At 60.6% G+C, this 13,044-nt stretch carries 11 protein-coding genes; 6 read left to right on the top strand and 5 right to left on the bottom strand.

Translation table 11 applies throughout. From position 1 onward, the window contains the following. The first annotated feature begins 11 nt into the window (after positions 1–11). Positions 12–590, top strand: a complete 579-nt coding sequence (locus CJ178_RS07720) for a carboxymuconolactone decarboxylase family protein (RefSeq protein ID WP_095886478.1) — start codon at positions 12–14, stop codon at positions 588–590. Between the two features lie 85 nt (positions 591–675). Here the strand turns inward: CJ178_RS07720 and CJ178_RS07725 are convergent, their stop codons facing one another. The 4 genes from CJ178_RS07725 to CJ178_RS07740 form a co-directional block, all read right to left on the bottom strand. Continuing rightward, positions 676–2,067 (bottom strand): HNH endonuclease signature motif containing protein, encoded by a 1,392-nt coding sequence (locus CJ178_RS07725; RefSeq protein ID WP_095886479.1) that lies wholly within the window; start codon positions 2,065–2,067, stop codon positions 676–678. Between the two features lie 121 nt (positions 2,068–2,188). Then, entirely contained in the window at positions 2,189–2,974 is a 786-nt protein-coding gene (locus CJ178_RS07730; RefSeq protein ID WP_095886480.1) for an enoyl-CoA hydratase/isomerase family protein, read from the bottom strand. Then, a complete protein-coding gene (locus tag CJ178_RS07735; protein WP_095886481.1) occupies positions 2,974–4,218 on the bottom strand; it encodes an acetyl-CoA hydrolase/transferase family protein in 1,245 nt (414 codons plus the stop codon). Before CJ178_RS07735 ends, CJ178_RS07730 begins: the two co-directional genes overlap by 1 nt. Beyond that, the gene (locus CJ178_RS07740) at positions 4,209–5,357 is read right to left on the bottom strand and encodes a CaiB/BaiF CoA transferase family protein (RefSeq protein ID WP_095886482.1); all 1,149 of its coding nucleotides are present in this window, start codon (positions 5,355–5,357) and stop codon (positions 4,209–4,211) included. The genes CJ178_RS07735 and CJ178_RS07740 overlap by 10 nt, the downstream gene beginning before the upstream one ends. A gap of 77 nt (positions 5,358–5,434) precedes the next feature. Here CJ178_RS07740 and CJ178_RS07745 point away from each other — a divergent pair, with 77 nt between their 5' ends. From CJ178_RS07745 to CJ178_RS07760, 4 genes are all read left to right on the top strand, one after another. After that, positions 5,435–6,964 (top strand): class I adenylate-forming enzyme family protein, encoded by a 1,530-nt coding sequence (locus tag CJ178_RS07745; RefSeq protein ID WP_257013050.1) that lies wholly within the window; start codon positions 5,435–5,437, stop codon positions 6,962–6,964. Beyond that, on the top strand, positions 6,961–7,737 hold the full coding sequence (locus CJ178_RS07750; RefSeq protein WP_233365225.1) for an SDR family NAD(P)-dependent oxidoreductase: 777 nt from the start codon (positions 6,961–6,963) through the stop codon (positions 7,735–7,737). The genes CJ178_RS07745 and CJ178_RS07750 overlap by 4 nt, the downstream gene beginning before the upstream one ends. 125 nt (positions 7,738–7,862) lie before the next feature. Then, complete coding sequence (locus tag CJ178_RS07755; RefSeq protein ID WP_095886483.1) at positions 7,863–9,002, top strand: acyl-CoA dehydrogenase family protein; 1,140 nt, start codon at positions 7,863–7,865, stop codon at positions 9,000–9,002. Then, on the top strand, positions 8,999–10,291 hold the full coding sequence (locus CJ178_RS07760; RefSeq protein ID WP_245006036.1) for an acyl-CoA dehydrogenase family protein: 1,293 nt from the start codon (positions 8,999–9,001) through the stop codon (positions 10,289–10,291). Before CJ178_RS07755 ends, CJ178_RS07760 begins: the two co-directional genes overlap by 4 nt. 18 nt (positions 10,292–10,309) lie before the next feature. Here CJ178_RS07760 and CJ178_RS07765 read toward each other — a convergent pair whose 3' ends face one another. Then, positions 10,310–11,710 carry a sensor domain-containing diguanylate cyclase gene (locus CJ178_RS07765; RefSeq protein WP_045070240.1) on the bottom strand — a complete coding sequence of 467 codons (1,401 nt, stop codon included), beginning with the start codon at positions 11,708–11,710 and terminating at the stop codon, positions 10,310–10,312. Positions 11,711–12,047: 337 nt separating this feature from the next. On the opposite strand from CJ178_RS07765, the gene acuI reads away from it, so the two are divergent. Further along, positions 12,048–13,031 (top strand): acrylyl-CoA reductase (NADPH), encoded by a 984-nt coding sequence (gene acuI, locus CJ178_RS07770; protein WP_095886484.1) that lies wholly within the window; start codon positions 12,048–12,050, stop codon positions 13,029–13,031. Positions 13,032–13,044 lie beyond the last annotated feature (13 nt).

The raw sequence follows: 13,044 nt of genomic DNA on the forward strand, positions 1-13,044 counted from the left end.
ATTTACAGCCGATGGCTCGAATTTCGCCTGCAACACCACAACAATGGACGCCCGAGATGAGGGAATTCTTCGACGGCTTCCGAACGACCGTTGCTGCCGATCCGCAACGGGCCGGCAAGGCTGGACTTAACTTGGTCGGGACCCTGGCCCGATATCCCGCATTGGCGATGCCATTCCTGTCCTTCAACGCGCACTTGCTTTCTGGGACTTCGCTTACCGACAGGCAACGGGAACTGCTTGTACTCCGCGTCGCGTCGGTTCGGCGATCCGATTACGAATGGGCCCAGCACGTCATCCTTGCCGAAACTGCCGGCATGACGAAAGACGAAATCCTTCGCGTCGCGGACGGCCCGGGTGCATCCGAGTGGTCATCACTGGAACGGTCCCTGCTCAGTGCTGTAGACGATTTGCTGGCGGACGGCATGGTAAGTGAGCTGACCTGGTCGGCGCTGGCCGAGGAGTTCAACACCGAGCAACTGATGGATATGGTGTTCACAGTTGGCTGCTACTCGATGCTCGCCATGGCACTGCGGTCATTCGACGTGAATCCTGAACCGGAGCTTGCTCCGTACCTCCCTGCCGTTCGGTAAATGGACACATGCGTGTTGGCTTCGCATCGTCTTAGCTCGTGATGCGAAGCTTGCACGCGGTGTTCAGTTTCCGGCGGAGCCGGATTCAGTCTCGGTGAACTGGACCTTGGCGGGTTGTGGAGCGTCGGCGTCGTTGTTTGGGGTCGATTGCGGATGGTGGGATGAACCAGGGTTTGTGATCGTCGCCCATCTTGATTTCCCAGATCCCGCGGAATCCGCTGGTGCTGTGAATCAATCGGTGGTGGCTACGGCAGAGGAGGGTGAGGTTGTCCATCACCGTCAGACCGCCGACCGACCACGGTTTTATGTGGTGGGCGTCGCACCAAGCAGGTACGGCATCGCAGTTGGGGAAGGCGCAGCCTTTGTCCCGGGCGATCAGCGCGGTGCGTTGCTCGGGTGTGACGAGGCGTTTGTGCGGGGTCGCATCCAGCGGTGCGCCGTTGCCGTCCATCAGGACGGTGGAGAGCATGCAATCGCAGGCGAGCATCCGGGTCAGGCTCACACTGAGCGGGCCCATCCACGGCATGTACCCGACATCAAGATCTTCGAAATCAGGCTCATCGCCATCGAAGGCACTGCCGTAGAACTCGCCATCACTGACGTCGGCATCTGCACAGTCTGATGCTGTTTCGCTGCGCGTGGTGGTGCATTCCCGATGCTCGGCAAGGTCTTTCGCGGTGATGTGCACATTCACGTGCGGACGCTGACCACCATCAACACCGGTGACGGCATTGTCGAGATAGCGGCGAATCAGTTCCGTGAACGCGTCGGCGGTGCGTTTGGCTGCCGATCGTTGATCCGGGGTTCCGTCCGCTGCTGGTTTCGGCATCGACAAACCCGAGAGAGCCGATAACAGCATTTCGCCGGTCAACGCGTCGAAATCGCCCTTGATCGCGACCCGTCCGTTGAGCGTCGGCGAAATCCGCAAGACGTTGAGGTCGTCGTCCTCACCGGGCGGGGTGTCGTCGGATTCGAATATCCGCTCCAGAACTGCAATCGCATAGCGGAGTTTGATGGTGGTCGCCTCCACGCCGGATGCGGCAGCAAGAAGAGTCTTCATGCAGGACGGTAACGCCCTGTCCGGCATTCCTTTTGGTGGGGATTCGCAGAACGCGACGATGATTGCCGCATGATCGAGCGAGAGGTCGCCGGCCTCGAATTGGGCAGCAATGTCCGGGAATACCCGCAGTGCAGCACCGAGGGCGGCGATCTTGTTACCGGCCGCGTTCTGCAGCATCGTGTTCGCCGCCAACCAGCGACCAACACCCCGGTAACAGAGCACCTGTTCATCCGGGTTGAGTGCCAACTCGTCGACTGCGGCAACCCGAATCGCTTCCAGCCGAAGAATTTCCGCAGACGCACAGACGGCAACGTCTCGAACCTCAGCCGGTCGCAATCGCCACAACCTGCCCCGCACCCCCGTCGCGGAACCAGCGACAACATCCCCCACCGAAACAAAATCGCTCACCGTAGTCATCAAGGCCTCCCCACCCTGACCTAATTATACTCGAACACCTATTCGATTCAAGGGACATATCGGGCACAGTTCGTTCCAACCACGTTCTTGCAATGCGACGTGCACGAGTCACATGAGCCAGTCAGCGCCCCATCCACTGCGGGCGACGCTTTTCCGCAAATGCAGCTGGCCCCTCCTGTGCGTCGTCACTGTTGTAGCAGTGCTCGGATACGTGGCGTGCGGCCTTGAGTGCGGCCGAACGACCCATCTCCGTCGACATCATCACAGTTTCTCTCGCCGCTTTGACGGAAAGAGGTGCACCGGAGAGTATTTCGGTTGCCAGGTCCAGAGCCGTCGCCATCAGATCCGCAGGCTCGGCAAGTCGGTTGACGAGACCGATCTCGTAAGCGCGCGCAGAAGATATCGGCTTACCCGTGAGCAGGATTTCCATCATGATGCGCTGCGGAATCATATGAATCAGCGGCGACGCCCACGGCGAGCTTCTCCCCACCTTGACCTCCGTGACCGCAAACTTCGCGGTGGTGCTGGCGACACACAGGTCACAGGCCTGAGCAATCATCCAACCACCGGCGTAGGCAACGCCGTTGACCGCGGCAATGGTGGGTTTTGACAGTTCGACCGTGTCGTAGGGAAGTGCAAACATATCGCGCGGCGGTACCGCCATTGCGGTATTGACCATCTCTTTGAGATCGCCACCTGCGCAAAATGTTTCGTCGCCGGAACCGGTGAGTATCGCTACCCGCAACGCTGGGTCGTATTCGAATCGGTTCCAGGCGTCGCGTAATCCCTCGCGCATGGCCTGGTCGAGGCAGTTGCGAGTCTCCGGTCGGTTCAGCGTGATGACAGCAATGCCATCCTCGCGCGCGTCGAACAACACGGCGTCATTCGAAAACACAGCATCACTCATCAGAATCCCCTCTGCCTGATTGCATGCGCTTCGCGCATCAACTCTTCGCGAAAATCCGGATGGGCAATATTGATCAAACGTCGCGCTCGTTCCGCGAGGTTCTGTCCTCGCAGCTCGGCTGCACCGAATTCGGTGACCACAACATCGATGTCACTACGCGCCGTCGTGACAGGCCCGGACAGGTGCGCGGTTATCCTGCTGACGGTTCCCCCCTTGGCCGTGGCGGGGAGAGCCATGATCGCGTGACCACCCGGTGAACGCGAACCGGCCCGGACGAAGTCCACCTGACCACCCGTGCCACCGAGATACGCCGAACCGCTTTGCTCCGCATTGACTTGCCCTGTGAGATCAACTTCGAGTGCGGAATTGACCGTCACCAGTTTGTCGAGCTGAGCCAGAACTGCCGCGTCGTGTGTGTACGACGTCGCACACATGCGAATTGCCTGGTTACGGTGCGCGAACGCGTACAGTTCCTTGCTGCCGATGAGTGCGCCGGTGACGGACACTCCCGTGTCGATTCGTTTGCGTGCGTTGGTCACCGTGCCTGCTTCCACCAGATCAACGAGGCCGTCGCCCACCATTCCCGAATGAACACCCAGATCTTTCCGGTCTCGAATCAGCCGAAGCAACGCATCCGGCACGGCTCCGATCCCCACCTGGATGACCGAGCCGTCCTCGATATACGCAGCGGCATGTTCGGCAATTGCATGATCGGTCGGTCCAATTGTTGCCGGCGCCAGTGTAACCGGAGGTCTGGATACTTCGATGGCGTAATCGATCTTCGCTGCCGGTAACAGTTCCCCGCAGGTGAACGGGACTTGATCGTTCACTTCCGCCACGACAACGCGCGCTTTCGCCACAGCCGCCTGAACGTAGTCACTGATCAATCCGAAGCTGTGATTGCCGTACTCATCCGCAGCGCTTACTTGAACGAAGGCAACGTCGCACCCGATCAACCCGGCCTCGATCATCGGCGCAACTTGACTGACGTGGCACGGAATCACACTGAGCTTGTGCACTTTGGTCAATGATCGCAGCGTTCCGATCGCCCCCATACTGGAGAGCGAAAAGCTCTCACTCGCTTCGGCATTGAAGACTCCTGAGAAACTCGTTGCGACAAATGCCGATAGTCCGCCAATGTCTGCCCCTTGATCGATCAGAGCTTCGATCAACGTTGTCGGTTCGCCGCACGCTTGTCCGATGACAATACGGTCTCCCCGATTCAGGAACCAATTCAACTCCACGCTCGACCGACCTCATTCAGGACTTCCTCGGTGTGCTCACCGAGTCGAGGGGCCGCCCGGGCAATACGACCGGGCGTGCGCGAGAACCATGTCGGCGGACCAGGGAAACGCACTGAGCCGTAGGGAGTATCGACGTCTTCGAAAAAGTTCACGGCATCGAGGTGCTCGTTGTTCAACAACTCGTCCAGTGTCCTCACCGGAGCGGCCGGAATATCGTGAGATCGGAGCAGATCCAGCCATTCCTGCGTCGTGCGTTCGAGGAAGGTTTCACCCAGCAGCGCGTACACCGTGTCGATCTGACGGGCTCGTTGTTCGAGAGTCGCGAAATGTGCACCCGCCCAAGGTGGATCGACTGCGTCGACGAAAGCCGCCCATTGCTTGTCGTTGTACACCATGGCCGAGATCTCGCCGTCTTTGGTCCGGTACGGTTTCCGATTCGGTGCCACAGCACGGGGATACACCGCCGGACCCAGCGCCGGGGTGAACAGTGCCCCATTTGCATGTTCGACCAGCATGAAAGCTGCCATCGTCTCGAACATGGCAACCTCCACCTCTTGGCCTTCTCCAGTACGTTCGCGGTGAAAGAGGGCCATCGTGGTGGCGTACACGGCAGTGAGTCCCGCAACCTTGTCCGCGATAATGGTTCCGACATAACCACTCTCGCCGGTCAACTGTTCCTGCACGTGCGGTAAGCCGCATTCGGCCTGAATTGTGTCGTCGTAGGCCGTCAAATCGGCATCCGGCCCGCGACGCCCGTATCCGTAGCAGTTGGTGTAGACGATCGACGGATTGACGGCGGCCACGTCGTCGTAGCCAAAACCAAGTTTTGTGATTGCCGAGCCTCGCATGGAATGGATGAATACATCCGCATCGGCGATCAAGTCACGCAGTACACCTGCACCCTCATCGGTTCGCAGATCCAGTACCGCACTGCGCTTTCCACGATTCACGTTGACAAACACACCGCCCAATCCCGGTTCCGGACCCACCGAAATGTAGCGGGTGTTGTCGCCGGCGGGGCTTTCGATCTTGAGAACATCAGCCCCCATGTCGGCCATGATCTGCGTGCAGTAGGGACCCATCACCATCGCCGTGAGATCGACGATCCGAACCCCGGTCAACGGACCCGAGTGCTTCATCAGAATGAACCTCCACTTTTCTTCAGAACGATTCGACGCTATCAGGTGAATCTTTACAAGGATAGTGGTATTAGTGAGTGGTGAAGAAATCCAACGGGACCGCCGTCCTCGGCACGATAGCGACGGTGCTCGATGCGGCACTGGCGGCAAACCCGCAGGCCCCGGCCGTGGAAGCCGTATCTGGGATCTGGTCATATGCCGAACTCGACACACAGGCAAGGCGCTGCGCCGGAGCGCTGTGGTCACTGGGCGTGCGACCAGGCGATCGTGTCGCGGCATGCCTGCCCAACGATCTCGGCATCGTCGCGGCATTTCACGGCGCTCAGCGGATCGGTGCGATCTGGGTGGGAATCGGCGAAGCGCTGTCATCCAGTGAGCAGCAAGAATTACAAACTCTGTGCAAGCCGAGTGTTGTCCTGGCCGGACCGAACTGTCGGCTGGACCCTCTCGACTGCGTCAGCGAGGCTCAGTGGGCAGAATTGTGCGGGCGCGACGAGACCGCCCCTTCGGTCGAGTTGGATATCGACGCTCCCGCCGGAATCGCTTTCACCAGTGGCACTTCGGGTCAGCCCAAAGCTGTGGTGCACAGTCAACGAAACCTACTCCTCCCCGGCGCCGTCCTGTGCGCGACCAGAGGATGGGGGCCAGAACTACGCAAGGGCGACAGCTTCCCGCTGACCATCCTCAATCTCATGGTCTTGTCGACGCTACTTACGGCCCAGGCCGGCGGGTGCTCAGTCGTGATGAACCGGCGCGACGTCGACGGGGTTGCCGAATGGATCGCCTCGCGGCGTGTCACAGTGTGGAACGGCGCCCCCGCGCAACTGTACGACCTCGCGCGACGTCCCGACGTCAACCTCAGTTCACTCCAGGAGATCTGGTGCGGCGGCGGCGATACACCGGACGGATTGCGCCAGGCGTTCACCGACGCGCACGGCCTCGTCCCCCGCGTCACGTACGGCCTGACCGAAGCACCGACCGTCGTATCGATCGATCCTCCCGGGCGCGAATGGCACCCCGGGACCAGCGGGCAGGTACTGCCACAGTACGAGGTTGCAGCCTACAGCGAGGACGGAAGCCCGCTGCCTGCAGGAAAATTGGGCGAACTGCGCGTCAGAGCAGCGAGGTCAGGTCAGTGGGCGGGCTCGTGGACGCCGATGCTCGGCCATTGGGAGCACGGCGGTGTCACTTCGACTGAACCCGGCCCTCTCGCGACTGGGGATATCGGAACTGTCGACGCCGACGGTTGGCTCACAGTCCTGGACCGCAAGAAATTGGTCATAATTCGCGGTGGTGCAAACGTCTACCCGCTCGAAGTGGAACGAGTCATCGCGACGCACCCCGATGTCGCGAAGGTCGCCGTGTACCCGGTACCCGACGACCGACTCGGTCAGCGGGTTGCCGCGATCGTCGAAAGTGTCGGACCTCCGGTGGAGTTCCGCATCCTTGCCGACCTCTGCCGGAACGAGCTGTCGCCCTACAAGGTTCCGGAATTCTGGTCACAGGTCGACGCACTGCCGGTCAACGCCATGGGAAAAATCCAGCGGGCCGGACTCGCAGAACTCACCACTTCCGCCGTCAGGGCACCGCAGCGAGGTCTCCGGTGACAACACACCGCGATACCGCCGCACGGATGTTCGGCTTGGACGGCCGGGTAGCCATCGTGACGGGCGCTTCATCAGGCCTCGGCGCTGCCATAGCCGAGGCACTTGCCTCACTCGGCGCCCGAGTTGCCGTCGTCGCGCGCCGCCGCGACAAACTAGCCGAACTCGCCGAGCGGATCAACGGCACCGCCATCGAGTGCGATCTCTCCGAGGCCGGCCAGGTCGGCTCTGTTGTACCCGCCGTGGTCGAAAGCCTTGGGCCGCCCGAAATTCTGATCAACGCAGCGGGCAGCATGTTCACCTACGAACGAGCCGAATCCGAGCCACTCGATGCCGTCCGCAAGACCTTGGATCTGAATTTGATCGCTCCGTTCTTGTTGGCGCAGGCCACTTTCCCCCACATGCAGTCCATCGGCCGCGGCACTGTCGTCAACATCTCGTCCATCAGCGGCCGGGTGGGAATACCGGGCATCCCGCAGGCGTCATACGCCGCAAGTAAGGCCGGATTATCAGGACTCACCGCAGAACTCGCGATCCAGTGGGCGCGGCACTCGATCCGGGTGAACACAGTTGCTCCCGGATTCTTCCGGAGTGAAATCACTGATCAGCTGTACACCGATGACCGATCGGCGGAGTATCTGCGACGAAACACTCCACTTCCGCACGAAGGGACGCCGCACGATGTTGTCGGCTCTGTTCTCTGGCTCGCAAGTGACGCAGGAAGTTACGTCACAGGCCAGACCATAGTTGTCGATGGTGGTTGGACGGCACGCTGAGTGTTCGACACGGGTGCCGATCTCAGTTCGAGTTCGCTTTAATTTCGACATTGAAAATGCTATTCTCAGAATAGAGAGTTTCATACTCTGATTGCGATTTCTAACCGCAGGGCGAGAGGGCGAACATGTTGTTGGAGCTGACCCCGGACCAGGAATTCTTCCGGGACACCACAGCCCGGTTCCTGAACACACAGGTGCCCAGCTCAGCTGTGCGTCTTCTGCGCGACAACCCCATGGGCTTCGACTCCGAATACTGGCGGCGCGGCGCAGAACTCGGCTGGACCAGCCTCCTGGTGGACGAAAAGCACGGTGGGGGCACAATCAGCGATCGCGGACTCGTCGACCTCACACTTGTCGCGTACGAGTTCGGCCGCACCGCCGCGCCCGGCCCACTCACCCCGACCAACGTCGTTGCCGCACTTATCGACAACTACTCCAGCGAGACCACAGACCAAGTTCTTGCAGAACTACTCGCCGGAACTTCCACCGCAGCATGGTGTTTCACCCAGCCACAAGCGAACAGTCTCGTGAGCACTCCACCACTGGAGATTCGCGTCGATGGCAACGACGTAATTGTGTCCGGCACAAAACGCCCCGTCGAAGCTGCCCAGACCGCCGATGTCCTTCTCGTCACCGGCCAGAACGGCGACTCCGTCGCGCAAGTCCTGGTGCCCACCGATACTCCCGGTGTGCACGTAAAGCCGTTGCGATCAATCGATCTGACACGGCGCTACGCCGCGGTGACGTTCGACAACGCACGTCTCCCCCTGAGCGCCATGATCGGAGACACACGCGATGCGGCTCGTGACGTCGAGCGTTGTCGGCAACTCGCCATCGTGCTGGGCTGCGCCGAATCCGTCGGAGCGATGCAAGCGGCATTCGACCTCACCGTTGCGTGGGCATTCGACCGATACTCGTTCGGACGCCCCCTTGCGTCGTACCAAGAACTCAAACACCGCTTCGCAGACATGAAGACCTGGCTCGAAGCCAGCCACGGTCTCGCCGACGCGGCAGCAGCCGCAGTTGCTGCGGAAAGCCCGGACGCCGCTGAACTCACCAGCGCCGCACACGCATACATCGGCGATCGCGGCGGCGAGCTACTCCAGGATTGTGTGCAGATCCACGGCGGGATCGGCGTCACATTCGAGCACGATCTACACCTGTTCATGCGGCGGGCTGCAGCTAATCGCTCGAGCTACGGCACTCCCGCAGAGCACCGCCAATTGATCGCCGCCATCGCCGTACGTCAGGAGAGCATCCGTTGAGCACCCAGGCACCCCAGACCGTCGTCGACATGGAATCGGTGGAGCAGTTTCGCACTCGGGCACGCACCTGGATCCGAAACAACCTCGGCCCCAGCGACCCGAAGGCAAACATCGGTGTCATGCGCGCCGAAGGACCCGACGAGGACGAACTCACCGACGTCGCGGAGCAACGCGCACTTCAGCGACGACTGTTCGATGCGGGCCTTGCCGGGATCTGCTTCCCTCAGGAGTACGGCGGGCAAGGCCTCACTCATGCTCACCAGCGGGCATTGAACGAGGAACTCGCCGGTTACAAGTACGCCGAACGTCTACAGTCTCCGACCTTTGTGCCCTGCGCCGCAGTGCTTCTCGAATTCGGCACCGAGGAGCAGAAGCAACGCCACATCCCCGCCATCTTGAAGGGCGAAGAGATCTGGATGCAAATGCTCTCCGAGCCCAGTGGTGGCTCCGACGTCGCCGGCGCGGTCACCACCGCTGTTCGAGACGGCGAAGACTGGGTACTGAACGGATCGAAGATCTGGACTACCGGCGCCTGGTGGTCCGATTGGGCGCTCTGTCTTGCCAGAACCAACTGGGACGTGCCCAAGCATCGGGGGCTGAGCGTGTTCATGGTGCCGCTCGATCGCACCGGCATGGAAGTCAACCGCATCGAGTTGCTCAGTGGGTCGCGGGAATTCTGTCAAGAGTTCATGACCGACGTCAGGGTTCCGGACAGCGACCGCATCGGCGAAATCAACGACGGTTGGACCGTCGGCACACGCTGGATGTTCCACGAACGAATGCTGTCGAACTCGCCGTACGCGACCATGGCAGCCGGAAGCACGCAACGAGGAACGAAGATGCCGGAACTGCTTGCAGTCGCGCGCGATGCGGGTCGCTTGAACGACCCCGTCAGCCGTGACCTCATCGGTGAGGCCCGCATGCTGGAACTGGCCAACAACGCACTACAGCATCGGGTTGTCCAGGGCATCACCACCGGCGCAATGTCCGATCAGGCCGCGAGTATCGCCCGATTGATGGCAGGTCTGATGTCTACCCGTCTGGTGACGATCATCTACGAATTCACCGGGCCTGCCGGGGCAGCGTGGGACGACGACGACGGTACGGTCGGCGACTGCGCCACGGACTATCTCGGCCAACAGGTGTGGTGCATCGCCGGCGGGACCACCGAAATGGCCCGCAACGCCATCAGCGAGCGAGTCCTCGGTATGCCGCGTGAACGCACACACGAGCAGAACATCGCCTTCCGGGACATTCCGAAAAGCCGATCAACTTCCGGCAGCCACTAGTTTCCGGCGGTCAGGACATCAGCTTCTCGCGGTCAGGGACACGGTGCAGTTACGGTCGAACTTCTTTGCCAGATACAGCGCTTCGTCGGCGCAATCGATCATGCTGTTCACGTCCGCGTCACCGGACGGCGAACACGCCACACCGATACTGACAGTCGGGCCGAGTTCTCCGAGCGTTGTCCTCGATTGCTCCTGCTGTGCCACCCGAATTATTTCGGCTATTTGCGTTGCCTCGTCCAGATCCGTGTCGATCAACAGAACGACAAACTCCTCACCGCCCAGGCGCGCAAACAGCGCTGTGTCGTCGAGATGGCGCCGCACTTGATCCGCAAACGCAACAAGGACCGTGTCCCCGGTCCGATGGCCCAAGGTGTCGTTGACCTTCTTGAAGTGGTCCAGGTCCATCATCAGGACGCTGACCGGCAGGCCGGACTGAAGAGATCCGACGGCGCCGATGCTTTTTCGCATGAATTCGTCCCGGCGCAGCGCTCCAGTCAGGTCGTCGAGCATCACAGCTTCAGTCAGAGCAGCGAGAGCGCGTCGACGTTCATAGATCACGCAGGCAACCGCGAGGGGCGCAGTTGCCAACAGAGCCAATCCGATCCTTACGGAAACGCTGACCGCGGATAAACCTTCGACAGCTGTTCCCAAGTGCCCATCGGCTGTCAAGACCAACGTACATACGGTCGATATGGCGGTCATCAGTGACGTGACAAAGACATTGGTCAGCAGTGCGGCGGTGACAAGAGCAGGCATGGCAAACGCAATTGCACCGGCGCCGCCGATGACCCATTGGAGCAGAATGCACAACGCCAACAATGCGGCCGGAATCACGGACAGCCGAAGGATCCTGGACACGGCCTCAGGGTCTCGGTCCTCAGGTCGAAGCGACGGAAAAGTCAGTACCAGCGGAACAATCGTCATGTAGTTGACGAGGTTGCCCGAGAACCAGAGAATCCAGCCGTCCGGCCATGTGCCGCCGAAAAGTGCCACATTCGCAGCTCCTCCGACACATCCTGTCAGCGCCGCCGCGACCATGGTCGCGGATACGAAGTAACCCACCGAGCGGATACTCGAAAGCCTTCGATCTTCCGCGCAGACCCATCGAAATGCGTAGAACCCACCGACAACGCCGATGATGTTGCTTGCACCGAGCCACAAAGCTGATTCGACGGAACCGCCAGTGACCAGATCCGCGGAAATATAGGCGGTCGCCGCACAGAACCACGTCGGAACGGTTGCCGAACGGGGTGATCGAACAAGCAGACCGAGCAACAGTGCGTTTGCCGGCCAGAACACGGCGAGGGTACCGGGAAGCCGGCTGAAAGTCCCGATCAAGCACGCGACAAAAACGCAAAGACCGATAAGCAGGCTGTGGCGTAGCGCCGCAGCTGACGTCGAGTTTTCCACCGCATCCACCGCCCTACCTACCTAATCTTTGGATCAATTGTGAGAGGCGATCGGACATACAGCGGAAAACGTGCGCTGGAAACCGACGAATTGCGCTAATTATCCCTTTTGGAGCTGTCAAATCAAGGACATCCGTCAGTACATTCCGATCTGCGTAAATGTCAAGTATTGCCATCATTGATAGGATTGACGTACTGTGCGAAAAGACCTGTACGACAGCTACTGCGCAGTACAGTCCCGGCAGTTCGGCCCCGCTAACGGTGGACACCGCGATCTGCAGTGCATCACCCACGGATTTCAGGACGCGAACGCGCTCCGAACCGGTTGAGGAAGGAATTCATTTCTGATGTTTTCGGCAATAGTCATCGAGAAGAACGACACGGGACAAAGCGTCGCCTGCACCAGTCTCGACGAAGCTGATCTACCCGACGGAAATGTCAGCATCGACGTGGACTATTCAACTCTCAATTACAAAGACGCTCTGGCCATTACCGGTTCGTCTCCAGTAGTGCGCAAGTTCCCGATGGTCCCCGGAATCGACCTCGCCGGAACAGTCACCGAGAGTTCACACGCAGACTGGGCAGCCGGCGATCGCGTCGTACTCAACGGTTGGGGCGTCGGCGAATCCCACTGGGGTGGACTCGCCCAGCGCGCGCGCCTGAACGGCGACTGGTTGATACCACTTCCCGCGGCATTCACCGCCCATGCCGCCATGGCCATCGGCACTGCGGGCTATGCCGCCAGCCTGTGCGTCGACGCTCTCATCGACTTCGGTGTATCGCCCGACCAGGGCGAGATACTCGTGACCGGAGCATCCGGCGGAGTGGGCAGTGTCGCGATCGCCCTACTGGCAAAGGCAGGCTTCACCGTCGCTGCGTCGACCGGCAAGGTCGACGAAGCGGAATACCTCCAAAGCCTTGGCGCAACAACGGTAATCGACCGCGCCGAACTCTCCGGTGCCGGCAAGCCGATGCAGAAGGAACGCTGGGCGGGCGTCGTCGATTCGGTGGGCAGTCACACCCTCGCGAACGCGTGCGCGCAAACCCGGTACGGCGGTGCTGTCGCAGCCTGTGGCCTCGCTCAGGGGATGGATTTCCCTGGCTCGGTTGCGCCGTTCATTCTCCGCGGCGTGTCACTGCTCGGTGTCGACAGCGTGATGGCACCCAAGTCTCGTCGCCTGGCCACCTGGGATCGCCTGGCTCGTGATCTGGATGCCGAGGCACTGGAGTCAATCGCCCACGACATCGCACTGGGCGAATCGATCACTGCTGCAAGAAAACTCATGGACGGCACGGTGCGTGGACGCATCGTCGTCGACGTCAATCGATAGCCGGGAGCCAGAG

The sequence above is a fragment of the Rhodococcus sp. ACPA4 genome (assembly GCF_002300185.1).
Lineage (GTDB): Bacteria > Actinomycetota > Actinomycetes > Mycobacteriales > Mycobacteriaceae > Rhodococcus_F > Rhodococcus_F globerula.

Excerpts from the sequence above, each read along its gene's own strand:
- CJ178_RS07720 (WP_095886478.1), top strand. The coding sequence starts at position 12 with ATGGCTCGAATTTCGCCTGCAACACCACAACAATGGACGCCCGAGATG.
- CJ178_RS07725 (WP_095886479.1), bottom strand. The coding sequence starts at position 2,067 with ATGACTACGGTGAGCGATTTTGTTTCGGTGGGGGATGTTGTCGCTGGT.
- CJ178_RS07730 (WP_095886480.1), bottom strand. The coding sequence starts at position 2,974 with ATGAGTGATGCTGTGTTTTCGAATGACGCCGTGTTGTTCGACGCGCGC.
- CJ178_RS07740 (WP_095886482.1), bottom strand. The coding sequence starts at position 5,357 with ATGAAGCACTCGGGTCCGTTGACCGGGGTTCGGATCGTCGATCTCACG.
- CJ178_RS07755 (WP_095886483.1), top strand. The coding sequence starts at position 7,863 with ATGTTGTTGGAGCTGACCCCGGACCAGGAATTCTTCCGGGACACCACA.
- acuI (WP_095886484.1), top strand. The coding sequence starts at position 12,048 with ATGTTTTCGGCAATAGTCATCGAGAAGAACGACACGGGACAAAGCGTC.